General features: G+C 45.9%; 20 protein-coding genes and 1 pseudogene. 12 read left to right on the top strand and 9 right to left on the bottom strand.

All coding sequences use genetic code 11. The features are described from left to right. Positions 1-825: 825 nt before the first annotated feature. Positions 826-1,422 carry a recombination mediator RecR gene (recR, locus tag NEPTK9_RS05975; protein WP_194847921.1) on the bottom strand — a complete coding sequence of 199 codons (597 nt, stop codon included), beginning with the start codon at positions 1,420-1,422 and terminating at the stop codon, positions 826-828. 114 nt (positions 1,423-1,536) lie between these two features. Between recR and NEPTK9_RS05970 the strand changes: the two genes are divergently transcribed. The 4 genes from NEPTK9_RS05970 to acpP are packed head-to-tail and all read left to right on the top strand — an operon-like array spanning position 1,537 to position 4,504. Further along, entirely contained in the window at positions 1,537-2,535 is a 999-nt protein-coding gene (locus tag NEPTK9_RS05970) for a beta-ketoacyl-ACP synthase III (RefSeq protein WP_194847918.1), read from the top strand. Continuing rightward, positions 2,528-3,469 carry an ACP S-malonyltransferase gene (gene fabD / locus NEPTK9_RS05965; RefSeq protein WP_194847917.1) on the top strand — a complete coding sequence of 314 codons (942 nt, stop codon included), beginning with the start codon at positions 2,528-2,530 and terminating at the stop codon, positions 3,467-3,469. Before NEPTK9_RS05970 ends, fabD begins: the two co-directional genes overlap by 8 nt. Further along, positions 3,456-4,211: a 3-oxoacyl-ACP reductase FabG gene (gene fabG, locus NEPTK9_RS05960; RefSeq protein WP_194847916.1), complete on the top strand. Its 756-nt coding sequence runs from the start codon at positions 3,456-3,458 to the stop codon at positions 4,209-4,211. The genes fabD and fabG overlap by 14 nt, the downstream gene beginning before the upstream one ends. Positions 4,212-4,261: 50 nt before the next feature. Further along, positions 4,262-4,504, top strand: a complete 243-nt coding sequence (gene acpP, locus NEPTK9_RS05955; RefSeq protein WP_194847915.1) for an acyl carrier protein — start codon at positions 4,262-4,264, stop codon at positions 4,502-4,504. Positions 4,505-4,524: 20 nt separating this feature from the next. Here acpP and NEPTK9_RS05950 read toward each other — a convergent pair whose 3' ends face one another. Beyond that, positions 4,525-4,824: a hypothetical protein gene (locus NEPTK9_RS05950; RefSeq protein ID WP_194847914.1), complete on the bottom strand. Its 300-nt coding sequence runs from the start codon at positions 4,822-4,824 to the stop codon at positions 4,525-4,527. Between the two features lie 67 nt (positions 4,825-4,891). On the opposite strand from NEPTK9_RS05950, the gene NEPTK9_RS05945 reads away from it, so the two are divergent. Then, complete coding sequence (locus tag NEPTK9_RS05945) at positions 4,892-6,544, top strand: IS1634 family transposase (protein WP_194847903.1); 1,653 nt, start codon at positions 4,892-4,894, stop codon at positions 6,542-6,544. Positions 6,545-6,699: 155 nt separating this feature from the next. On the opposite strand, the gene NEPTK9_RS05940 is transcribed toward NEPTK9_RS05945, so the two are convergent. From NEPTK9_RS05940 to NEPTK9_RS05915, 6 genes are all read right to left on the bottom strand, one after another. Beyond that, positions 6,700-7,623: an MFS transporter gene (locus NEPTK9_RS05940; protein WP_194847913.1), complete on the bottom strand. Its 924-nt coding sequence runs from the start codon at positions 7,621-7,623 to the stop codon at positions 6,700-6,702. A gap of 26 nt (positions 7,624-7,649) precedes the next feature. Then, positions 7,650-8,999, bottom strand: a complete 1,350-nt coding sequence (locus NEPTK9_RS05935; protein ID WP_194847912.1) for an ATP-binding protein — start codon at positions 8,997-8,999, stop codon at positions 7,650-7,652. 115 nt (positions 9,000-9,114) lie between these two features. Beyond that, on the bottom strand, positions 9,115-10,164 hold the full coding sequence (locus NEPTK9_RS05930; RefSeq protein WP_194847911.1) for an extracellular solute-binding protein: 1,050 nt from the start codon (positions 10,162-10,164) through the stop codon (positions 9,115-9,117). Continuing rightward, on the bottom strand, positions 10,161-10,928 hold the full coding sequence (locus NEPTK9_RS05925; protein WP_194847910.1) for an ABC transporter permease: 768 nt from the start codon (positions 10,926-10,928) through the stop codon (positions 10,161-10,163). The genes NEPTK9_RS05930 and NEPTK9_RS05925 overlap by 4 nt, the downstream gene beginning before the upstream one ends. After that, positions 10,925-11,809 carry an ABC transporter permease gene (locus tag NEPTK9_RS05920; RefSeq protein WP_194847909.1) on the bottom strand — a complete coding sequence of 295 codons (885 nt, stop codon included), beginning with the start codon at positions 11,807-11,809 and terminating at the stop codon, positions 10,925-10,927. The genes NEPTK9_RS05925 and NEPTK9_RS05920 overlap by 4 nt, the downstream gene beginning before the upstream one ends. 2 nt (positions 11,810-11,811) lie before the next feature. Next, the gene (locus NEPTK9_RS05915; protein ID WP_194847908.1) at positions 11,812-13,071 is read right to left on the bottom strand and encodes an ATP-binding cassette domain-containing protein; all 1,260 of its coding nucleotides are present in this window, start codon (positions 13,069-13,071) and stop codon (positions 11,812-11,814) included. A gap of 99 nt (positions 13,072-13,170) precedes the next feature. Between NEPTK9_RS05915 and trxB the strand changes: the two genes are divergently transcribed. The 7 genes from trxB to NEPTK9_RS10015 all read left to right on the top strand — a co-directional run bounded on the left by trxB (position 13,171) and on the right by NEPTK9_RS10015 (position 22,567). Continuing rightward, entirely contained in the window at positions 13,171-14,118 is a 948-nt protein-coding gene (gene trxB, locus NEPTK9_RS05910) for a thioredoxin-disulfide reductase (protein WP_194847907.1), read from the top strand. Beyond that, positions 14,118-14,921, top strand: a complete 804-nt coding sequence (locus NEPTK9_RS05905; RefSeq protein ID WP_194847906.1) for a hypothetical protein — start codon at positions 14,118-14,120, stop codon at positions 14,919-14,921. The genes trxB and NEPTK9_RS05905 overlap by 1 nt, the downstream gene beginning before the upstream one ends. A 187-nt stretch (positions 14,922-15,108) precedes the next feature. Continuing rightward, positions 15,109-16,023 (top strand): Rpn family recombination-promoting nuclease/putative transposase, encoded by a 915-nt coding sequence (locus tag NEPTK9_RS05900; RefSeq protein ID WP_194847905.1) that lies wholly within the window; start codon positions 15,109-15,111, stop codon positions 16,021-16,023. 228 nt (positions 16,024-16,251) lie between these two features. Then, positions 16,252-19,308, top strand: coding sequence for a DEAD/DEAH box helicase (locus NEPTK9_RS05895; protein WP_320412055.1), 3,057 nt, complete (start codon positions 16,252-16,254; stop codon positions 19,306-19,308). Between the two features lie 10 nt (positions 19,309-19,318). Further along, positions 19,319-20,167 (top strand): SWIM zinc finger family protein, encoded by an 849-nt coding sequence (locus NEPTK9_RS05890; RefSeq protein ID WP_194847904.1) that lies wholly within the window; start codon positions 19,319-19,321, stop codon positions 20,165-20,167. 328 nt (positions 20,168-20,495) lie between these two features. Continuing rightward, positions 20,496-22,148 (top strand): IS1634 family transposase, encoded by a 1,653-nt coding sequence (locus NEPTK9_RS05885; protein WP_194847903.1) that lies wholly within the window; start codon positions 20,496-20,498, stop codon positions 22,146-22,148. A 20-nt stretch (positions 22,149-22,168) separates the two neighbouring features. Continuing rightward, a complete protein-coding gene (locus NEPTK9_RS10015; RefSeq protein ID WP_194847919.1) occupies positions 22,169-22,567 on the top strand; it encodes a group II intron maturase-specific domain-containing protein in 399 nt (132 codons plus the stop codon). Between the two features lie 368 nt (positions 22,568-22,935). Here NEPTK9_RS10015 and NEPTK9_RS05875 read toward each other — a convergent pair. After that, a pseudogene (locus NEPTK9_RS05875) lies at positions 22,936-24,806 on the bottom strand (hypothetical protein); the annotation flags it as partial.

Here is a 24,806-nt window from a genome sequence, read left to right as displayed (position 1 = left end):
CTTTCTGCCCTTACCTTTTAATAGTTTGCGAAAACAAAATTTTATAAAAACTGCAAATTAATCACAATCAAGGGCTTAAAATTTTAGCGGGAATTGCTGAAATGTTGATGGTTTGAGTTTGATGAAAGTCGATAAGTAAACCAGCGGACAACTCCAAGGAACCATATATAGATGCGTCGGGGACTGCGTCCCCCGCTGCCCCGTTGAGCAAGACCCCTGGATGAAGGCCATTAGCATTTATCTGGCTTTTTCTTTTTCCCGATAAAGAGATCTTGCTCCTCCCCAATAGCGCCTACCGGCTATGGGGTCGTCGCAAGGCTCACTTTCTCGAAAAAAATCGAAAAGCCATCTAAACGTTCCTGTCCTCTAACCAGGGGCTAATTCGCTAAGTTAAATCGACCTTCAGTCGGAGGCCCGGGTTACAACCCTGTGCGGGCCCCTCCTTCATGCCGATTTCCCAAAAGCGCTTTGAAGCCGCGGACAGCTCACCGCGTTCGTTTCGGCGCCCTCCGGGCTTGAACTCACATCAGTTCGCTGGGGAAGAAAAAAAAGAAAACTCTCCAGTGAACGGACATGGCTTCGAAGCCGGAGGCTTAAGAAAAGCCATGCCGTGAGCTGTCGATGGCTCCAAGATGGCTGTGAAAAATCGATCTGAACGAGTGGGTGGATCAGTGCTCCGCACGGCCCCCCGAGGAAGATCGATTTGGCTTGCCAGATTGAAGCTCAAGGGGCAGCGGGGGCGCCAGCCCCGACGAATCTATATATGATTCTCTGGATATTTCAACTGGTTTATGGGTCAAGTTTTACATAGAGCAAGCCGCTACATTAGAATTTCTGCCTTCCAGAGAAAGCTTGCGATAATGTTCCCTCGTCGACAAAGTCTAGCGAACTGCCGAGGGGAAGTCCTAAAGCAAGGCGGGAAACCTCAATCCCATTTTTCTGAAGCTCCTCTTTAAGATATAAAGAGGTCGCATCCCCTTCTAGCGTCGAGTCAAGGGCAAGAATCACCTCTTCCACACCTAATTGCTTAATCCGATCTTCTAAGTGGGGAAGGTTTAAACTGTCAGGAGTCTTCCCTTCAAGAGGGGAAAGAAGGGTCCCAAGGACGTGGTAAAGACCACGGAAGTTGCCCGTCTCTTCAATCGCATAAGCATCGCGAGAACTCCCTATAATACAAAGGAGCGCTTTGTCCCGCCGCGAGGTATCGCAGAAGGAGCACTGCACCCCATCCATCAAGCAGCCACATTCGGCACAGGCCTGGACCCGCTCTTTTAAGGTAGCAATCCCTTCTGAAAATTCAAAAAGTTCCTTGTTATCCCACTCCAAAAGGGAGAAGGCAAACCGCTCAGCAGTCTTTTTTCCCACCCCGGGAAGCTTTTTGAGGTGGGCGATGAGTGTTAATAAATCTTTAGGATATTTCAGCATACCCCCGCATCCTAGCAGTTTAGGATTTTTCCACCTAATGGATTTTTCCAATTGGCTCTTTAATGATTTTTTGGTATAGTATTTGAAAGTCATTTAAGGAATCATTTTACGGTGAAAAGTAAAGCAAAAATTATAGGGGTAGGTGCCTACCTCCCAGAGCGGGTCTTATCGAACCAAGACCTCGAAAAGATGGTCGACACCTCCGACGAGTGGATCATTTCCCGCACAGGGATGAAAGAGCGCCGCCTGGCAGCGAGTGATGAGTTCACCTCTGATATGGGATATGAGGCTGCGAAAAGAGCCTTAGAAAATGGAAACATTGAGGCTGAGGAGATCGATCTGATCTTGGTGGCAACCCTCACCCCCGACTATGTCTTCCCCAGCACCGCCTGCCTGATTCAAAATCGACTCGGGGCAACGGGTGCTGCAGCGATGGATGTGCAGGCCGCTTGCTCAGGCTACATCTATGCCCTCTCCATGGCAAAAGCCTATGTTGAGTCAGGGATGTACAAAAATGTTTTAATCATCGCAGCAGAAAAGCTCTCTTCGATCGTCGACTATGAAGATCGCAACACCTGCGTCCTGTTTGGAGATGGAGCCTCGGCTTGTGTTGTTAGTGATGCAAAAGAGGGATATACCATTGAAAATGTCACCTTAGGGTCGGATGGAGAGCAATCAGAAATCTTAAAGTTGCCTGCAGGGGGATCAAAACGCCCCGCATCGATCGAAACGGTCCAGGGAAAAGAGCACTTCATCCAAATGGGTGGAAAAGAGGTCTTTAAACATGCGGTCCGTCGGATGGAAGAGGCAGTGAAAACCTCCCTCGATGCGGCAGGACTTAAAGAGGAGGAAATCAGCTGGATGGTTCCTCATCAAGCAAACCTTCGCATCATCAACGCGCTAGCAAAGCGGTTCCAGGTTCCTAACGATCATGTCTATGTCACCATCCATAAGTATGGGAACACCTCAGCCTCTTCTGTGGGGATCGCCCTGGATGAACTTTTAAAAGAAAAGAGTGTCAAGCGGGGAGAGCGGATGGTTCTCTTTGGCTTTGGAGCAGGGCTCACCTGGGGCGCTGCATCTTTAACCTGTGAGGTCGATCGTGGATAAGAAAATAGCCTTTATTTTTCCTGGGCAAGGAGCCCAATATGTCGGAATGGGAAAAGACTTTTATGAGACTTTTTCCTCCGTTAGAGAAACCTTTCAAGAAGCCGATGAAATTCTAGGCTTTTCCCTGACAAAGCTCCTCTTTGAAGGTCCTGGTGAAGAGCTTACCCTGACCAAAAATAGTCAGGTAGCCATTTATGTCATGAGCGTTGCTCTCTGGCGCGTCTTAAAAGAGCAAATGCCAGAAATCACCCCAACGGCTGTTGCAGGACTTAGCCTGGGAGAGTATACCGCGCTTACCGCTTCTGAACGCCTGAGCTTTGAAGAGGGGGTAAAACTTGTCCGTGCGCGCGGCCTTTATATGTATGAAGCGGGGATCAATCACCCTGGAACGATGGCGGTTTGCCTTGGGATGGAACCCGATGTTGTCAGAGATGCGATTACCTCTATCGAAGGGGTTTGGGTGGCTAACCTGAACTGCCCGGGCCAAGTGGTCATCTCGGGAACCATCGAGGGGGTTGAAAAAGCAAGTGGCATGCTTAAAGAAAAAGGAGCCAAGAGGGTCCTTCCTCTTGATGTTTCGGGAGCTTTCCATAGCGGCTTGATGAGCGAAGCCCAAGAAAAACTTCGCGAAAAAATCGAACAGATCACCCTGGTAGAAAGTGAGATCAAACTGGTGATGAATGTCCCCGGCGGCTTTGTTTCAGAAGGGGAGATTAAAGAGCTCATGATTAGCCAGGTTTCCTCTCCCGTTCAATGGGAAAAGGGCGTGCGCCAGATGGAAGAAAAAGGGATCGAGCTCTTTATCGAAATTGGCCCCGGAAAAACCCTAAGTGGAATGAACCGAAAGATTGGGGTGAAGGGAGAGACACTGACCCTTGAAAAGGTAGAAGATTTAGAAACACTTAACAGTAAGGTAGAACATGGGATTGCTTAAAGGAAAAAGAGCCCTCATTACAGGGGGAACATCAGGACTAGGAAAGCAGATCGCTTTGACCTTTGCTGAAGAGGGCGCTGATGTGGCGATCCTAGGGACAAATTTAGAACGAGCCAAGCAAGTTGTCGAAACGCTTGAAGAATTTCGCACCTCCCCTGAACAACGTTTTTGGTTTGATACCGTTAACGTCGGGAAAAAAGAAGAGGTGAACCCTTCTGTAGAGCACCTTTTAAAAGAGTGGGAAGGGGTTGACATCCTTGTGAACTGCGCCGGCATTACCCGTGACAAACTCTTCATGAAGATGAGTGAAGACGATTGGGATCAGGTCATTGAGACCAATCTCAAGTCGGTCTATAACCTCAGTCATGCCCTTGTTCGCCCGATGATGAAGGCGCGCCAAGGGAAAATTATTAACATCACATCGGTGATTGGCTTGACAGGAAATCCCGGTCAGGTTAATTATTCTGCTTCTAAACTCGGAATAGTGGGGCTCACCCGCTCCCTTGCAAAGGAGCTGGGTCCCCGCAATGTAAACGTGAACTGCATTGCACCTGGATTTTTTGAAACACCGATGACCGATGCGCTCACCGACGAGCAAAAAGAAGCAATACTCAAAAAGGTTCCCATGGGACGCCTAGGGAACCCAAAAGAAATCGCCCACGCAGCAGTCTTTTTAGCAAGTGACCGGTCCAACTATATTACTGGACAGGTGCTGACCGTTGACGGAGGGATGATTGCATAACCCCTAACAATTAAGTTTTTAAACATGTTTAAACAAAGGAATTTTATTTTATGACTGTAGAACAGGAAGTGATTGATATCATTGTTGAGCAACTTGGCGTAGATCGCGCAGAGGTCGCTCCTGAAAAATCTTTCGTAGAGGATCTAAACGCTGATTCTCTTGATCAAACAGAGCTGATCATGACTTTTGAAGAGAAGTTTGGTTTTGAAATTTCTGAAGGGGAAGCTGAAAAACTGCGGACCGTTGGAGATGTGATTAAGTTTGTAAACGAAAAAAAAGTCGCTGCTAACTAAATCGACTCATAAGAACCGCGTTACTCCGTAATCGCGGTTTTTTTGTGCCCAAATGCAGTTAGAACCCCAAAAGAAACTAGAATAAGAAAGGCAGCCATGGGGTAGACATAAGCAATATTTATCCCAGCGATGACCCCAGCAAGAATGGGGGCGAAGAGAAGAGAGAGCGATCCGAGTCCTTGAGAGATCCCCATCACCTTCCCCTGCATATTTTCAGCGGAAGTTCCCGGTTTTTGGGTGCCAATTTCACAAGCAAAACGATCTAAAGATTTGGTTTTCTTAGGATTAAGTAAACAGCTTCTGTCGGAAAATGTACCCACTAAAATTTTTCCGTAAAAATTTTGATTTCATTTGACAATAAATTCCAGAACAAACTAACATGTGGACATGTACATTGAAACAAGCAAATTCAAAACTAAATCGGGCAAAATTTATAGCTCTACCCTGCTTCGACAATCTTATAGAGAAGGCAAGAAAGTTAAAAAACGAACAATCGCCAACCTCAGCAAATGCTCCCCCGATGAGATCGAAGCGATTAAACTTGCCTTAAAGCATAAGCTCGATTTAGCAAACCTAGGTTCATTTGATGAATCTGTAAAGTGCCAAGAAGGGCTGTCCGTAGGGGCTGTTTGGACTGTTTTAGAAGTTGCCAAAAGGCTGGGGATTGTTAACGCTTTGGGAAGTTCAAGAGATGGCAAGCTTGCGCTTTGGCAAGTGATCGCTAGAGTCATTGATCAAGGGTCTCGGCTATCAGCTGTTCGCTTAGCAAATACACATGCAATGGCATCGGCAATTGGGATAGAAAAAGGGTTTAACGAAGATGCACTTTATCAAAACCTTGCATGGCTAAACGATAACCAGGAGAGGATCGAGCAAAAGCTTTTTAAGCTTCGAAAAGAGCAATCTTCAAATTTATTTCTCTATGATGTTACAAGCTCATATCTTGAGGGAGATAAAAACGAGCTAGCAGACTGGGGCTACAATAGAGATAAAAAAAAGGGAAAGAAACAAATTGTTGTGGGACTTCTATGTGATGACGAAGGGGAGCCAATTTCCACAGAAATCTTCAAAGGAAACACCAGCGATCTTACAACTTTTTACTCCCAAATAGAAAAAGCCAAAAAGCGATTTGGGTGCGAAAAGGTCACCTTTGTAGGGGATCGAGGGATGATCAAAAGAACGCAAATCAAAGCGCTAGAAGAGAATGGCTTTCAATACATTACTGCGATTTCCAAAAAAGAGATAGAGACCCTCATAAAAAAAGACCATATCCAACTCGAGTTCTTCAGCAAAGAGTTGTATGAAGTAGAGCTCGATGGAGTAAGATATATTCTTCGGAAAAACCCTAGACGTGCTGAAGAGCTCGATCAAAACCGTGTAAGAAAAAGAGCTGCGATTAAGAAACTCATCTTAGACAGGAACCAGTACCTTGAAGAGCACCCAAAAGCAAAAGTAGAAACTGCTGTTAAAACAGTAAATGCCAAAATAAAAAAATTAAAAGTAGACGGTCACTTATCTCTGGAAACCGAAGAGCGAACCCTTGTTCTCAAGCTTAGTGAGGAAAAGCTTAAAGAAGAAAGCCGACTTGATGGGTGCTACATAATAAAAACTGACCTAAAGCAATCAGAGGCGGATAAGCAAGTAGCCCATGACAGGTATAAAGACTTAGCATTTGTCGAGTCTGCATTTCGCACCTCTAAGTCAACTTTAGAGCTCAGACCAGTTCATGTAAGGACTGCTGAAAGTACACATGGCCACGTGTTTGTTGTGATGATGGCCTATATGATTATGAAAAATCTGGACATGCTCTGGAAGGAAATCGACACTACGGTCGCAGAGGGGCTTAAGAGCCTCTCAACACTTACAACAATAGAAGTTACCCTAAACGATCAAACAAAATTTGAGAAGGTCCCAGAACCAAGAGCTCAAAACCGAGCACTTTTAGGAGCAGCGGGAGTTAGCATTCCAAAAATCATACCTAGGAATGATGCTCATGTAGCCACTAAAAAACAGACAAGAAAGTCTGCGAAAAAGACTTAAAATCAACAGTTTATTCGAAAATACGACCTTTTCTCCATCGGGAACTTCCGTTTCAGGAGCCTTAAGAGAGATGAGGCTGAGAGAGTTTGTCCATGCAAGGGCGCCAAATGCTGATGCAAGAAGAGCAGAGGAGGCAAAAGGGGCAAAATGGTTCATCAAAGGGTAAATGTTCCCAATAGCCCTACCGACCCAATGCGGGCAATTTTTTCAGGCTTATACCATTTTAAGAGGAGCTTGTTAAAAAAAGAGCTTCCGAGTGACCAAACGATTCCAGTCGATCCCAGGACTAGAAAAAGGGCCTGGTTCGAAACGGGGTAGCGGGAGAGGGTATAAGGGTTGAGCCAAAGGAGGTTGATCCCCCATCCCATCATTATCATGAGATAGTAGACATATAAAGAGCCGATTCCCCGAATCTTAAAACAATAAGCGATGCTTCGAAGCCCTTTTAGAGGATCGAAGTAAAACCGCGCTCTTATGGCAGTAGTCTCCTCAAACAAGAAGAAAATCACACATAAGTTTAGGAAAGAAAGCCCCGTTGTGATCCAGAAAGGGACCGAGGGAGTGACACTTTGTGAAAAGATCCCACCTACAAGCATCGAGATAATCCAGCTGACCCCTCCCAGCGTTCCAATAATCCCGTAAGCCTTAGAGCGACTCTCCTCATCAGGGGAGAGATCGGAAAGAGAGGCCATACAAATCGTCCGGTTCCCAGAGAAGATTCCCGTGATAAAACGGCTAAGGAGGAGAAGGGGAAAGTGGTGCCAAAGAATCGCAAACCCTGAAAGAAGGTAGCCCCCCGTTGCCCCAATATTGAGAATAAGAAAGGTCTTTTTTCGCCCGAAGTGGTCAGCGATATCGCCAAAGGCAGGAGCTGAAATGAGCTGCATCAGAGGGTAAGCGGCAAAAAGAGCTGCAAGGGCGAAGTTGCGGTAACGGACCGAAGTTTCTGGGGAAAACATCCCAAACTCAGGGCTTAAGAGAAGGGGACCAAAGACGCCAAAGACGATCGCATACCCGAAGTAATCGAGAAAATAGGTAAAGTAAATGGCAAAAAGGGGCCGTGTCCGTTTGAGCGCCAAACCTCAATCCTTAGTTTTTCTCTTTATTAGCTCTTTTCAAATAAAGACTCCAGCGCTTTCCGCTCGTCTGGATGGGCGAGCGATGCGACAGCATAGAGAGGCTTTGAGACAATTTTCTCAGACTTAGAGTAGTTGAGTGTTGAAAAGCGTAGACCATACGGAAGCTTTTTATGTTGATCGAGGAATAGATGCATGCTTTTTAACTTGCCTCCAGGCCCACTTTTAACCTCAATAGGAAGAACTTGGTGTTTAAAAGTGTAGACATAGTCGATTTCGGCTTTGCTACTTTTTTCAGTTCTTCGCCAAAAATATAGATGGTTTTTCTTGAAGCTTTGTGAGTCGCAAAGAAGCTCCTGTCCCACGAAGGCTTCAGCAACCATTCCTTTATTAACGAACTGTGCATCAGGCTCTAAAAACCACGAAGAAAGATCAAAGCCAAGAATCGCCTGGCAGATAGCAATATCTAGAAAAATAAGCTTAAACCATTCTAAGTTAACTTGACCTCCTAGAGGCAAGCCATGGGCAGCAGTATGATGGATGGGATGAATAATACCAGCCATTGTCATCAAATCTATGCAGGGGGCAAGTTCTCTTTTTCGATACTCTCCATGCACATTTTTATACTGAAACTGTTGGCCTACCATATAGGGAATCTGTGTGAATAGTTGCTGGAGGTACTTGATTTGATGTTTTTTAGCATATTTATTGAAATCCATCTGATAGTTATCGATGATGTGATATTGAACCTCAAAGCTCACTTTAGCATTTTGAGTTTTGACCCACTTAGCAATAGCCTCAGGCATTCCTCCAATCGCAAAATAGTGCCCTAAGAGATCTAAAAGTTTTGAGTGAATAGTTTTAGCCATCTCCTCTTTTTCATCGTGGTTTAAGATCACTTCGATGTAGCGTTGGTTTCCTGTTGCCGACAAAAATTCCATAAATGAAAGGGGATACATATAAAGACTGGCAACACGTCCGACAGGGATGCCAACCTGCTCAAGCGCAAAGTCTAAAAGAGATCCTGCTGCAATGACATGAAGCTCGGGGATCATTTCATAAAAATAGCGCAGAGCAATAATAGCTTTAGGGGCTGCTTGAACTTCATCAAGAAAAAGGAGTGTTTCTCCTGGAATGATATCCTGGTCTGCACGCAAACTGAGCTCTTGAAGGATCCTGTGGGGATCTAAATCCTTTTCAAAAGTAGGTATTGCGTCTTCAGCTAGCTCAAAATTAATCTCGACGATGTTCTTGAAAGAGGCTCCAAACTTCCGAATTGTATGGGTTTTCCCTACCTGACGTGCTCCCCTGATTAACAAGGGTTTACGCATAAAGCTCATTTTCCATTGTTCTAGGTGCCACTCAACCAATCTTTTCATCCTTAATCCTTAGTTGCTTATGTTTTTCATGGTCGTATTCCAAACATAAAACACCACTTCCATGGTCGAAAAGCAAACATAAAATGGGTCTTTCATGGTCGAAAAGCAACCCTATTTAGGATTTAACATTAATCCAGAGGGTGCGCGCCTCTTTCTCAGAGATGAGGTGGCGGATGAAGTAGAGGCGCCGCTTGTGGAACTCGGGATCTTGGAGGATCTCCATGTAGTAGGGGGGCGCTTCGATAAGGGGATAGCAATTCGTTGTGGCGGGGAAGGTGTAAAAGGTGCTGCAATACTTGCTGATCGCTTTAGGGGCGTAGACCTTATTGAGAAATAGGTAGGTAAGCGCCTCTTTTTCCGAGTATTTGGGAATGCAGACATTTTCAATCGAGATGAAGGTATAATCGTCGGGAAGGACAAACTTGACATGGGGAGAGTGGTCAAGGGAGCGGAAGATAAAAGAGCCGGTGCTTAGGGCAATCTGACAGTTTTTCGTTGCTAAAAGGTAATCTGCCCTTAAACCTGCGTAAGACTCGACCCATTTTTTTTGTGTTTTTAGGAGGTGGCTAATGCGATAAACACCCTCATCGGAAATGGTGGGATCCTCACCAAAAAGGTGGTAGGCAGCAAAGTTGACCGCTTCAATTGGATCATTGGTCATGGCGATTTTTGTCTCTTCCATTGAAGGAGAAAAAAGCTCTTTCCATGAGGTGGGGGGGCTATCAAAAGCATCCACATCGATCCCAAACCCAAAGATCTCCCACTCATAAGGCAAAGAGTACGTATTATCAGGATCATAATCGCGCCCAAGAAGGACAGGGTTGAGGTGAGAAGCAAACTCAAGCTGACTCTTATCTAGGGGTTTTAACATTTCCTCATCGATTAAGATTTTTACCGTATAATCGGAAGGGATGATGAGGTCATACCCTTTCCCTTTACAAGCACGGAGCTTTGTTAAAAGCTCTTCGTTCGAGGTGTAGTAGTGCATCCGGACGTTGATTCCCGTCTCATTTGTAAATGCTTCGATCGTTTCAGGAAAAAAGGCCTCTGACCAGGCAAAAACATCGATTGTTTTTTCCTCTTTTTTAGAGGAGCTTTCCCGTTTGGAGAAGGTTAGGACTCCAAAAATCAAGGCAATCCACATAAAGATAATCACACTCTTCATAAGATCCGACTCCTGATTTTAGGGGAGAAAAAGAGGATTGCCAGCCCGCCGCTCAGGAGAAGGAGGATGGCAGAAAGGGCATTGACAATTGGAGAGATCCCCGAGCGGAGCATCGAAAGCAAGTAGAGCGAAAGGGTTTGAACCGAGGTGCCGGCGCAAAAATAGGAGAGGATAAAGTCATCAAACGAGAGGATAAAGATCAAAAGGCCCGTTGCCAAAAGGGTGGGGCGGAGAAGGGGGAGGGTGATCTTAAAAAACGTTTGCAAAGGGGTGGCTCCAAGCCCCTCAGAGGCCTCCACCAGGCGGCGATCAAGCTGGAGATAGCGGGTGTAGAGGATCGGGATGACAAAACCGAGTCCCAAAATCGTATGGGCGACAATCAAGGTGGGAAGGCCTAGCTCGATCTTAAAGAGAGTAAAGTAGCTCAGTAAGCTAATGGCAAGCATCGTTTCAGGGATGATGAGGTTCCCATAAAAGAGGGGAAGCGCCTTTTGCACCCGCCCTCCTTGCGCCCGGAAAAAAATGAGAAAAATGCCCATTAAGAGGCTTAACGTTGTCGAAAAGCAGGCAACGATGATCGAAGTAGAAAACGAGCGCCATAAGGTAGAGCTATTAAAGAGCTCATGGTACCACTTAAAGGTAAACTCCTCCCAAGGAGAGGGAAAACTTTTTGTATTAAAGGAGAAGATAATCAAGATCAAGATCGGAACATATAGAAAAAGATAAGAAGAGAGGACAACAAAAATTCCAAATAGCCGCTTCATTTCAGCCCCCTCAGGAGCACTTTGCTCACCTTTTTAAACGAAAAATAGACGAGCATCACCGTCCCCATTAAAGAAAAGCAGCTCAGAACCATAAAGGCCGCTCCCATCCCTCCTGTTTCCTTGCCGAGGACATATTGAGAGATCACATTTCCAACAAAGTAGCGCTTGTCTCCTCCCATCAACTCGGGGATGATGAACTCCCCAAAGGCGGGAATGAAGACGAGGAAAAAGCCGGCCCGCACCGCAGGTAACGTGAGGGGGAGCATCACCTTTTGGAAGGTCTCTTTCCAAGAGGCGCCTAGGTCATTTGAAGCCTCTAAAAGGCGGCGGTCAAACCGCTCCAAACTTGAGAAAATCGGGAGAACCATGAAGGGGAGATAGCAGTAGACCATCATCAAAATCACCGCAAAGATCGAGTTGAGAAAATGGATCGGCTCCTGGATTACCCCCACACTTTTTAAAGCCGTATTTAAAAATCCTTCCCGCTCAAGGACAAAAAACCAAGCATACACGTGGAGGAGGAAATTGGTCCAAAAGGGGACGATCAAAAAAAAGAGCATCAACGTCTTGTACCGCCCTCCCTTAAAAGCGATGAAGTGGGCTAGCGGATAGGCGATCGAAAGAGAGATCAAAGCGGTGCAAAGAGCTAAAGAGATCGAGCTAAAAATGACCGAGAGGTGGGCGGTCGAAAAGAGGGGGGCAAAATTTTCAAAGGAGAGCCTAACCGTTCCCCCGTCCATAAGGACAAAGAGGCTACTACCCATCATAAGCAAAAGGGGGAGGTAGAAGAAAATGATCTGCCAAATAAGAGCGGGAGAGCCAATCGCAAACGAGCTTTCTTGCCGTGTTCTTTGCTGGATCTTAGAAAAAAGCGCGTACATCCCTAACTCTCCAGTAAAAGAGCATTTTCCTTTTGCCAGTATAGGTAGACCTCATCGTCGTAGTCGATATCCTCTTGGGCAAAATGCTCCTCATTTTGTTCGAACACCTGAATCTTAAACTGGTTATTAATGATTACATTGTATTGAGTAGAGCGGCCATGGTAGACGATTTGAGAGACCACCCCTTTTAAAGTATTGGTGAAATTTTCAACCGGTTTTTTCGAGATAAAGATTTTTTCAGGGCGGATGCTTAAAGTTGCCGAACATCCCTCTCCCATCCAGGTTTTGTTTTGCTCACTCCGTGACAATTTTTGAGGCCGATCGGCAGCTGCAGCTTCACCAGATTTCCTTTCTTTCTCACCCATAGCACTTTGGCTATGGGATTTGTCATTCAAGGAAATCTGGCTTTGCTTCGCTTGCCCCTCGTCTCCCAAAAATTGTCGTGGAGTGAGCTTTTTCTGCGGGATATAGACCTTAAACGTTCCCATATGAGGCACTTCTACCTCAGGGCTTGTTTCGATATTATGAAGCGTTCCACTTAAGATATTGGTCGTTCCAACAAACCGCGCCACAAAACTCGAGACAGGGAATTCATAGATCTCTTTGGGGGTGCCGATCTGCTCGATCTCCCCATCGTGATTCATGATCGCCATCTGGTCGGCGACCGTCAGCGCTTCAAACTGATCGTGGGTGACGTAGATAAAAGTCGTTTTCAGCTTATCCTGGAGGTCGATCAGCTCGACAAGCATCTTTTCCCGGAGCTTAAAATCAAGAGCAGCCAGGGGCTCGTCGAGGAGGAGGACCTCGGGCTCATTGATGATTGCCCGTGCAAGGGCCACCCGCTGCTGCTGTCCACCAGATAGTTGAGCTGGCAACTTAAAAATATGATTTTCCAGGTGGAATGTCTTTAAAATTTTAATGACCCGTTGTTCGATTTCCTCTTTGGGGATCTTTTGGATCACCAGGCTGTAGGCCACATTGTTAAAGACGTTCAGGTGGGGGAACAAAGCATAATTTTGAAAGACGATATTGATCGGCCGTTTATTGACAGGGAGATCGGTAATATTGGTATTTCCGAGGTAGATGATCCCCGAATCGGGCTTTTCAAACCCCGCAATGAGGCGGAGTAGGGTTGTTTTTCCACACCCACTGGGGCCCAAAAGGGCAAAGAACTGCCCCGAGGGAATCGCCAAATTCACCTTATTGAGAATCAGCCCCTCTCCCTGGGACTTGGTCATCTCCTGTAGCCGAATGTTCCGCACGCCATTCTCCTTTCGATAATGGCAATATTTTACTCATATTTGCATTATTTGGACAGCAAACTTGTGTTTTAAACCGAGATTTTTAAGAATAGATACCTTATGGAAAGTAAAAAATTAGTGATAATAGGATCGGGTCCGGCTGGCTTTACTGCGGCGATCTATGCGGCCCGTGCGAATCTGTCCCCCCTCATGTTTGAGGGGTTCTTTAGTGGCCCTGCTGGAGGGCAACTCATGACCACCACCGATGTGGAGAATTACCCTGGGTTTCCCGAGGGCATCACCGGCCCCGAGCTGATGGATGCGATGCGGAAGCAAGCACAGCGCTTTGGAACCGAGATCCTCACCGAAGATGTCGAAGAGGTCGATCTTTCTAGCAGCCCCTTCACGGTTAAGGGAAAAAAAACAACCGTGACCGCTGATGCCTTGATCATTGCTACCGGTGCGACTGCCAAGCGGCTCGATGTTCCCGGAACGGGCGATGGAGAGTTTTGGCAAAAAGGGGTGACCGCTTGCGCTGTATGCGATGGAGCGATGCCCATTTTCCGCGATAAAGAGCTGTATGTCATTGGTGGGGGAGATACCGCCGTTGAAGAGGCCATCTTTTTGACCAAGTATGGGAGCAAGGTCTATATCGTTCACCGAAGAGATGAGCTCCGCGCTTCCAAAATTATGGCGCAGCATGCGATGGACAACCCGAAGATCGAGATTCTTTGGAACCAAGTGGTAACCAAAGTGGAGGGGGGCGATGTGGTTGAAAAGGTCACCTTGCAACATGTCGAAACTAAAGAAGAAGAGACCCGCCCTGCTGCAGGAGTTTTCTTTGCCATTGGCCACAACCCCAATACCGCTTTCCTGAAAGGGCAGCTCGAGACCGATGACAATGGCTACCTCGTTGTCAAGCCGGGAAGTACCTACACCAATGTGGAAGGGGTCTTTGCCGCAGGTGATGTACAAGATAAGGTCTACCGTCAGGCCGTTTCTGCCGCAGGCTCTGGTTGTATGGCCGCTTTAGATGCCGAGCGGTGGCTAACCGCCCATGGACAATGATGAAGTATCTGATACTTTTTTTCCCTGTAGCCCTTTTTGCCTTTGTCATTGATCCTTGGATGACAACGGTAGGGGAGCTGCAGTTTCGCCCTGCCTACTCTTACCGCTACTACCCCTCTGTTGATCAAGGCTTTAACCCCTCAAGCTACAATTCCCATGATCATTTTATTGACCTCAACCTAGGTGTTCAGTTTTGGCCTGGTTGGGAGGTCCAGCTTGAAACAGACTTTTTAAGTACCCGCAAGCTGAATTGGGGAGTCCGACGGGTTGGAGGACAGCTCCGTTACCAAGTTTTCAATGATGTGGCTGGTGACCCCATCAGTCTTATCCTAGGAGGGCAAGCCTTCTATGTTCCAACCCGCACCCTAAGAGATGTAAGCTCCCCCTACCATGCCCAAGGGAACTTTGAGTTAGGCCTAGCTGCTGGCAAAGAGATCGACCAGACCTACAACTGGGTTTGGCGCTTTTGGGGCTTTTTTGGAGCTGGGGTTGCCAACCGTGGCTCTCCGTGGCTTCGTCCCCTGCTTGCTATAGAAACGAAGATCGCGCAGCATTATAAGTTCAAGCTCTTTTCTGAAGGGTACTTTGGTTTGGGAAACCAGAGCCGGTTGAACATCGATAATTTTAAAGGATACGCCCGCATTGAGCACCGTTCAGTCGATCTGGGGCTCAACTATACCTATCTCTTCAAAATCTGGGGAGAGCTTGGAGTGCAGTATGCCTACCGGATCTATGCCTATGCGTTCCCGCGCCACGCACAAACGGTGCGCGTTGAGTATCGGCTACCCTTTTCTGTTTTTTAAAGAGTATCGCTAAGGGATGCTTTCTAGTGCTCTGTCAACCCTCAGTTTTAGGGTTGACGGAGCACTAGATATAAAAAGTTTAACATCATAATTTTTTTATGCAACGTTTAGCTCCTTGGGGATAAAAATTAGTGTATACAGATTGCTTCTTTCATGCTAAAATAGTAGGTAATGGAGTATTAGAAGTATGATAGACCTATTAGATGTCAAAGTTGACATCGTCTTCAAAGATTTTTTTGGCGATAAAAGTAGTAAAGAACTTTTAGAAAGTTTTATCAATTCCGTATTAGGATTTGAAGGGGATGATCTCATTGAGATTGAAGAATTCTTAGATCCTAGAAAGATGCGGGTTGAAGTTGGTAGACCCTCAACCTTTGTGGATTTATCGGTAAAAACCAGGGGAGGAGAGCGCTACATCATTGAAATGCAAACCTATAACCACGAAGGGTTTGATAAAAGACTTCTTTATTACTTAGGAAAGGATTATACAGAGCAGATAGATTACCATCATCAACAAGCAACAGAAACTGAACAGAGAAAGAAGCAAAAAAAGCTAATAGGGTGGAAAGACCTTCCCAAGGTTCATGTTGTAGCGATTATTGACTTTCATCGAAATGAACGAGAAAAAAATGGTATTTTGAATGACGAGAAAGTGGTAGAAACCTATCGATTTAAACCTGAAGTCTCTTCTTCTAATGAACACCTTTTTAATCAATGGAAGGCAACATTGGTTGATCTTAAAAAATTTAAAGATAAGCCTTTAGAAGAGCTGAAGACCTATAAAGAAAAATGGTTTTATTTCCTTAAAAATGCTTCTTTAATAAAGGAAAAAGAAGTAAATACCTTAAAGCAAGACCCCGTTTTTCAAAGAGCACTTGAAAGGTTGGAAAGGCTTTCATCCGACCCAGCGACAAGAAAAGCCTATGAAGCTAGTATTAATGAGCATAGAGACCACTTGGCAGTCTTATCCTCTGAAAGGAAAGCGGGGCGCAAAGAAGAAAAGCTAGAAATCGCTCAAGCTATGGTAAAAGATGGTCTTTCCGTACAGCAAATATCGAAGCTCACTGGCCTCTCGGTTAAAGAGATCGAGTCCCTCCGTTAGATTTTTCTAGGGAAAGGGAATAAAACTCCCCATTTCTCTAACGTTGGACAATAAAACTTCTGGTTCCACTACCTCAGCCCGTTGCTGGAAATCGGCACGGCGGGTTGTGTGGGGGTTGGAGTCGTCATAGACGACTCCTTCTACCCGACCCCGTCGCTCAAAATCATTTTGACAAAAGGGGAACTTTTTGTTTAAAATCACCCTTTTATCCAAGCATTGGGAAAAGCAGTGATTATTTTACATGGTGCGATTGATGGGGGGAAGTTTTTTCTTTGGGGAGAGAAGCTGATTTCCAGAGGACACTTTCCAAAGAAGTCCCGAGGAAGGCGTCCTTTGAACCCTCCTCCAGAAGTCCATCCGTTTGGACTGGGCTGGGAAGAGCTTGAAGGGGCTTTAGGCAAAATAGCCTCTAGGCGGGAGCGGGGGCTTATGTGGCTTCCCTCTTACTCTAGAGCCCCTCTCCCCTCAAGCTCTCTTTTAGGAGAACTTCCAGCTGAGCAGCAAGAAAAAGAGGTAAGCCTCTCCCCATGGATGGTTGAGATATGCCCATTTTCTCCTGGAGAAATTATTTCTTTTCTTGTGAATGGGAAGGGAAGGAAAATGATTGCTCCTGGGGTTGTTTTAGGGGAGGAATTTTCCTTTTTAGGAGAACTTGCAAGGTTTACCCTTTCTCTTTTAGTTCGGCAACGCTACCTTCCAACCCTTTTTCAAGAAAAGGGGCTTAGAGCTGGTTGGGAGCCTATTTTTATGGGGAGGGATAAAGAGAGGATGGCGCAGCTCAGGAAAGCTCTTCCCCCTTGTTGCCGCGCTTTATCCCCTTCATTAAAGAAGAAAGAGCCTCCTTCTATGGGAGATGAAGAGAGACTTCTGACTTTTATTAAGAAAGGACTTTGGGAGATGATCTCTTCAGTAAATAGGGAGATTTCTTCAGGAGAGGGAAAAAGTGATCATGATATTTGGCTTGATAGTTTAGGAGCGACAAGTCCTTCTTTGTCATTGCCAAATAAGGAAGGGCTTCTCCTAGCTAAGGGAATTGAGCAGTGGCAGCAACCCTTGAAAAATGCAGGGCTTTCCCCCTTTAAATTCTGCTTCAGGCTAGAAGAGCCTATAGAAGAAGAGGGAAAAGAGCTTGAATGGAAGGTTGCCTACTTACTTCAGTCCTACGAAGACCCCAGTTTGATTTTAACGATTGAAGATGTTTGGAACCCCAAAGGGGCAAAAAGAAAAGTGGTGAATCGCTCTGACTTTAATGCAAGGCAATTTATCCTTACCTCTCTTGGTGTGGGATTAGGGGTTTGTGACCGTATTAGCAAAAGTTTAGATGTTGCTGTGCCCAAAGATTTCTCCTTAAACTCTAAGGACGCTATTGATTTCTTAAACCAGGAAGCCCCCCTTTTAGAGGAGCTTGGCTTTGGGGTGATTTGTCCAAATTGGTGGAAGAAGGGGGCGATGAACCTCTCTTCCAAAGCTTTTATAAGCAGTCCATTTCAAGAGGATAGAAAGCAGTCGATTTGGGAGGCGCTTAATGTGGAATGGAAGATGTATTTGGGACAGCTTCCTATTTCAAAGGAAGAGCTTTATGAGCTTGCCCTTTTAAAGGACCCCATCATTAAAATGCGGGGACACTGGGTTCTTTTGAATCAAGACCAAATTCAGAAAGCAGTCGATTTTTTAGAGAAAAACCCATGCCAGCCGAAGAGTCTTCTCGACCTGATGCAGCTTGATGCAGGAGTTGAGCAGTCCACTTACGGGATCGAGGTAGAGGGAGTTGAGGCAGAAGGGTGGATTAAAGACTTCTTGCAAACGCTCAAAAGTGATGCATCTATTGAGCTTATCGATCCTCCAAAAGGGTTTCAAGGGATGCTCCGCCCCTATCAACTCCGAGGATACTCATGGATGTCCTTTCTCCAAAAGTGGCAGTTAGGAGCTTGTTTAGCCGATGATATGGGACTCGGCAAGACTCCCCAGACCTTGGCTATGTTGATGGAAGGGTGGGAAAAGGAAAACAAGCCCTCCCTACTGGTCTGTCCGACCTCTCTCACGGGTAATTGGAGCCGAGAAGGGGAAAAGTTTGTTCCCGATCTTCCTATTTATGTTCACCATGGTCCTGACCGGCTCAAAGGGAAAAACTTTGAGCAGAAAGTAAAGGATACGGGACTTGTTATCACCAGCTATGCTTTGCTCCACCGAGATAGCGACCTCCTTAAAGAGGTCAATTGGAGAGGGGTTATTTTGGATGAGGCCCAAAACATCAAAAATGCTGGAACCAAACAGGCAAAAGCGGCATGTACCCTTGAGGGAAATTATCGCCTCGCCTTAACGGGAACCCCGGTCGAAAACAATGTAGGAGACCTTTGGTCTTTGATGCACTTCCTAAACCCTGGGTACCTGGGAACCGAAGACCAGTTTCGGGAAACCTTCTTTAAACCGATCCAGATGGAAAAAGATCCTCAAAAGACAAAAATGCTAAAACAGCTCACAAAACCCCTTATTTTAAGAAGGCTGAAAACAGACCGCTCGATTATCTCTGACTTGCCCGAGAAGATAGAGATGAACAGTTACTGTTCGCTTACCCCCGAGCAGGTTTCTTTGTATGAATCGGTTGTTGCTGATGCAAATGGGGTGCTTGATACCAAAGAAGGAATCGATAGAAAAGGGGTGATCTTAGCCACCCTTTCAAAGCTCAAGCAGATCTGTAACCATCCTGCAAACTTTCTCAAAGATGAGGGAGTCCTAGAAGGACGTTCGGGAAAACTTGCGCGCTTAGAGGAAACCCTTGAAGAGATCTATGCAGTCGGCGATAAATGTTTGATCTTCACCCAATATACTGGAATGGGAGAACTTCTAAAAAAACATATCGAGGAAAACCATGGAAAAGAAACTCTATTCCTCCATGGAGGAGTGAAGAAAAAAGAGCGGGATAAAATGGTAGAGGCGTTCCAAAAAGAAAAAGGGGGACCTTCTGTTTTCCTCCTATCAATAAAGGCGGGAGGGGTCGGTTTAACCCTAACGCAAGCCAACCATGTCATCCACTTCGACCGGTGGTGGAACCCCGCCGTAGAAAATCAGGCAACCGACCGGGCGTTTAGAATCGGGCAAAAGAAAAATGTGATGGTTCACAAGTTGATTTCAACAGGGACGATCGAAGAGAAGATCGATGAGATGATCGCTAGCAAAAAAGAAGTCGCTGAAAATGTTGTCGGAGAGGGAGAAGGTTGGCTCACCGAACTTTCAACAGAAAATCTTAAAGAGCTTTGGAAACTCCAGTCCAAGGTCGTAGCATAAGGAAAAGGTCATGTGGGAAAACTATACACCTTCAAAACCCCTTCCCGTTGAAGGGGGGATCAAAAGTCACTCCAGGAAAGGAGAGTTTACAAAAAGTTGGTGGGGCAAGCGGTGGATTGATGCGCTCGAGTCCTTTGAAGATGCAAAAAGGCTCACGAGGGGGCGCTCCTACGCCAGAAAGGGGCAAGTTCTCGACATCCACGTTTCCAAAGGGTCATTCTCTGCAGACGTTCAGGGATCAAGAAAAGAGCCCTACCAAGTCACCATTGAAATGGAAGAGCTCTCCGAAAGTGCCTGGCAGCTCGTCCTAGAGGCCCTTGCAAAAAAAGCAATCTACACCGCGGAGCTCCTTGCGGGGAAGCTTCCCCAAGACATCGAGGTCCTTTTCCAAGAGGTAAGGGTGCCCCTTCTTCCCTCCAGTTATGCAGACCTCTCGACCGATTGTAGCTGCCCCGATTGGTCGAACCCCTGCAAACACGTCGCTGCAGTGCTCTACCTTTTAGCAGAAGAGCTCGATCGGGACCCCTTCCTCCTCTTCCACCTTAGAGGGATGGAAAGGGAAACCTTTCTCAATAAGCTTGAAGCGCTCTCCTTCGATACCTCCCTCCCTCTTAAAAAGGAGGTAGAAAAAGCCACCCCCCTTTCACCCGATCCCGAAATGTTCTGGACCCAAGGGAAGATCGATGAAGAGTGGCTTGCAGGAGGCTTTGAGAAGCCTCCTCAAGAGGGGACCCTCCTCAAAAGCCTAGGGAAGTTTCCCTTCTGGCGAGGAGAAAAGGACTTGCCAACAGCTCTAGCAGCTCTCTATAAAGAGGCCTCCCAAAAGGGGCTAGAGCTTCTTGATCCTCGTGAGGCATGAGGTTTTAACTCGCTGACAGGTAAGCCACTGGTTTGACCAGTGGACTTTCAAGGCTTGTCCTTAAGATTTAGTGAAAAAAAAGACGATGTTGTACTTTCCTTGTTGGGCTTGGCAGACCAACAAAGGAAAAAATTATGAGTACAACACCGTCATTTGAACGGAAGTTCCCGGTTTTTGGGTGCCAATTTCACAAGCAAAACGATCTAAAGATTTGGTTTTCTTAGGATTAAGCAAACAGCTCCTGTCGGAAAATGTACCCACTAAAATTTTTCCGTAAAAATTTTGATTTCATTTGACAATAAATTCCAGAACAAACTAACATGTGGACATGTACATTGAAACAAGCAAATTCAAAACTAAATCGGGCAAAATTTATAGCTCTACCCTGCTTCGACAATCTTATAGAGAAGGCAAGAAAGTTAAAAAACGAACAATCGCCAACCTCAGCAAATGCTCCCCCGATGAGATCGAAGCGATTAAACTTGCCTTAAAGCATAAGCTCGATTTAGCAAACCTAGGTTCATTTGATGAATCTGTAAAGTGCCAAGAAGGGCTGTCCGTAGGGGCTGTTTGGACTGTTTTAGAAGTTGCCAAAAGGCTGGGGATTGTTAACGCTTTGGGAAGTTCAAGAGATGGCAAGCTTGCGCTTTGGCAAGTGATCGCTAGAGTCATTGATCAAGGGTCTCGGCTATCAGCTGTTCGCTTAGCAAATACACATGCAATGGCATCGGCAATTGGGATAGAAAAAGGGTTTAACGAAGATGCACTTTATCAAAACCTTGCATGGCTAAACGATAACCAGGAGAGGATCGAGCAAAAGCTTTTTAAGCTTCGAAAAGAGCAATCTTCAAATTTATTTCTCTATGATGTTACAAGCTCATATCTTGAGGGAGATAAAAACGAGCTAGCAGACTGGGGCTACAATAGAGATAAAAAAAAGGGAAAGAAACAAATTGTTGTGGGACTTCTATGTGATGACGAAGGGGAGCCAATTTCCACAGAAATCTTCAAAGGAAACACCAGCGATCTTACAACTTTTTACTCCCAAATAGAAAAAGCCAAAAAGCGATTTGGGTGCGAAAAGGTCACCTTTGTAGGGGATCGAGGGATGATCAAAAGAACGCAAATCAAAGCGCTAGAAGAGAATGGCTTTCAATACATTACTGCGATTTCCAAAAAAGAGATAGAGACCCTCATAAAAAAAGACCATATCCAACTCGAGTTCTTCAGCAAAGAGTTGTATGAAGTAGAGCTCGATGGAGTAAGATATATTCTTCGGAAAAACCCTAGACGTGCTGAAGAGCTCGATCAAAACCGTGTAAGAAAAAGAGCTGCGATTAAGAAACTCATCTTAGACAGGAACCAGTACCTTGAAGAGCACCCAAAAGCAAAAGTAGAAACTGCTGTTAAAACAGTAAATGCCAAAATAAAAAAATTAAAAGTAGACGGTCACTTATCTCTGGAAACCGAAGAGCGAACCCTTGTTCTCAAGCTTAGTGAGGAAAAGCTTAAAGAAGAAAGCCGACTTGATGGGTGCTACATAATAAAAACTGACCTAAAGCAATCAGAGGCGGATAAGCAAGTAGCCCATGACAGGTATAAAGACTTAGCATTTGTCGAGTCTGCATTTCGCACCTCTAAGTCAACTTTAGAGCTCAGACCAGTTCATGTAAGGACTGCTGAAAGTACACATGGCCACGTGTTTGTTGTGATGATGGCCTATATGATTATGAAAAATCTGGACATGCTCTGGAAGGAAATCGACACTACGGTCGCAGAGGGGCTTAAGAGCCTCTCAACACTTACAACAATAGAAGTTACCCTAAACGATCAAACAAAATTTGAGAAGGTCCCAGAACCAAGAGCTCAAAACCGAGCACTTTTAGGAGCAGCGGGAGTTAGCATTCCAAAAATCATACCTAGGAATGATGCTCATGTAGCCACTAAAAAACAGACAAGAAAGTCTGCGAAAAAGACTTAAAATCAACAGTTTATTCGAAAATACGACCTTTTCTCCATCGGGAACTTCCATTCAAAGTCAAAATAAGGCAACTTACCAGGCGAAACCGAAGCATAAATATGGAGGAAAGGATTAATGAGTTATCAAAATATATGAAAGGGTGGCGAGGCTACTTTGGATATTGCGAAACCTCATCAATCTTCAAGGAGCTAGATAGATGGATACGTCGTCGCCTAAGATGCATCCATTGGAAGCAATGGAAAACATTTAAGAAGCGAAGAAAGGAACTAATCAAACTAGGCATCAAAGAGAAAGATGCCGTATGGGCAGCCATGAGTTCGAGAGGTCCTTGGATGTTAAGTCACATTCCTCAGGTAAGGAGAGCTCTAAGTATCAAGTATTTCAAGGAAGCAGGATTGCCAACACTTGCTCCTGTATAGACATTTAACTTTATCGAACCGCCATGGTACGGACCCGTATGCCTGGTGGTGTGGGAGGGAAAGCCCGAGAGGGCCTCCCTATCCCGGTTTTTTACGCTTACCATCTCTTTCTATGCACGCCATCCCTTAGAACTCCGGTAGATCACCTGAGTGCGTTTGCTTACTTCTTCCTCAGGTGTTTTAGACTTCACCCTTTTCGACAGGCTGACCATCTACGCCTTTGTTAGGTTTGAAGCTAGAACAGGTTCGCTCACGCTACGGCTTACATATTTGTCTACTAAAGCTTCAAGTTAAGATTACTCCTTCATCTTGTTTAGTTTCCTACGTGGGTAAATAAGCAATTCCCACGGCTGATTCCTTTCACTCAGCTAGAGATGCCAAGCTTTCCTTGGCGCACCTAGTTTCCGCGCAACCACAACCCCGTAGTATACGGAGTCGTATTCGACGCCGACACTGACACGCAGTCCCGCACCAGCGAAGCTCCCTATCGCCACCGGCAACTCGCTTTTTAACGCCTCTTGGCACCAAGTGGAGGTTAAAAGTGGATGCTCTTTTGGCAACAAATACTCCCCTTTTTCCTTTTGATGGAGGAGCACCGCTACTGCGATATCGAGAGCTAAAGGGAGGGTGTATCCTTTGGAAGCATATTTCTCGATGAGCTTTTTTTGGTCAGCGTAGGTTTTGGATCGGGTGGTAACTAGGATGTTTTTGCTGACGAGGAGCCAGTGTGAGGTGGTCCCTTTTGTGCCGAACTCTTCTTTTACGTCGCTTTCATAGTCGTCATACTTCCCGAAAAGCCTCTCAAGGCTATTGAGGGTGAGCTTTGTGCCGTTGACTTTTTTGGGGATCCAAACGAGGAGGTGGGTGTCGCGGACTTTTCCTTCATAGCCTTCGACTTTGAAGGGGGTGGGTTCGTTTAGGATTTCTTCGATGTTACGAGGGAGGCGTGGTTCCTTTTCTTTGATGGAGCCGGGGCCGAAGTGTTTTTCCCAGATGGCTTTGCCGTAGGCTATTGAGGGGAGGGTTTGTTGGCGGAGGTTTTGGTTTTGGTTTTTTTGGGCTTCGAGTTCTTTGATGCGGTCGAGGAGTTTTTGTTGCTGGATTTGGTGGGCTTTTTGCTGGGCTTCGAGGAGTTTTTGGTTTTCGGTGTGGACTTTTTCTTTTTCTTGTCTGGCCTCTTGGAGTCTTTGGGCGTAGTCCTCTGCGAGTTTTTTTTGTTCGGCTTGGAGTTTTTGGGTGGCTTCTTGGTCTTTGAGGTTTGTGGCGATTTGGAGTTGTTTTTGTTTTTCGGCGAGGCGGGTGTCTCTTTCTTGGAGGAGGTTTTTGAGGCTTTCTTCGAGGGTTTGGAGGTTTTCGGCGTTGGTTTGGGTTTGGGTTTTGAGGAGCTGTTTGTATTTTTTGTCTTGTTCGGCGAGTTGTCTTTGGGTTTCGGCTTTTTGGGCTTCGATGATTTTGATGAACTGGTCGATTTTTTTGTTGGCGGCTTTGATTTGTTTTTGGTAGTCGCGGTAGCGGGCTTCTCTTTGGGCTTTTTGGTTTTTGGCGTGGTCGATGGTGTTTTGGTGGTCTTGGGGGTTGATTTTGAGGTGGGGGAAGGTTTGTTGGAGGATGTGGAGGTTTTGGAGGTGGGTCCCCGCTTTTGTGAAGTTTTCGAAGTGGGCTTGGGTGTTTAGGTGGTTGATTTGGGTGTGGACGTGGTCTTGGAGGTGTCTTTTTTGGGTTTGGTGGTGACGCTCGATGGTGTGGTGGTCGATGATGCTGAGGGAAGCGAGGTGTTGGTAGTGGAGGGCGGATTGGGAGTAGTTTTGGGTTTCTAGGGCTTTTTGGATTTTTTTGCCGAGGGTTTCTGAGATGTGGAGGAGTTTGTGTTCGTCTTCGTAGGTGAGGACGGTGTTGAAGATTTTTTTGTGGTGTGGGACGGGCTTAAGATCTCCGATAGCGGAGAGGAACTGCTGGCGGTTCCACCCTCCTTGGATGTTGCGGTCGAGGGGGTCGTAGGTGAAGAGTTGGTTGGTGAGTTTTTGGAGGGTGGGGTTGTCTTTGGTGATGAAGCGTTGGAGTTGTTCGAGTTTGATGGTTAGGGGGGTGTTGGTGACTCCGATGAGGAGGGAGTCTTTGGAGTTTAGGAGGTTTTTTTCGCTGCCGAAGAGGTTGTAGGCGATTTGGAGCATTTCGGAGAGGCCGCGTCCTCTTTCGGCTTTGAGGCTGTGGTAGTTGATGAGGATGACGACTTTGGCGG

It is taken from the genome of Candidatus Neptunochlamydia vexilliferae, assembly GCF_015356785.1.
Classification (GTDB): domain Bacteria; phylum Chlamydiota; class Chlamydiia; order Chlamydiales; family Simkaniaceae; genus Neptunichlamydia; species Neptunichlamydia vexilliferae.
This window is presented reverse-complemented; position numbering and strand designations above follow the sequence as displayed.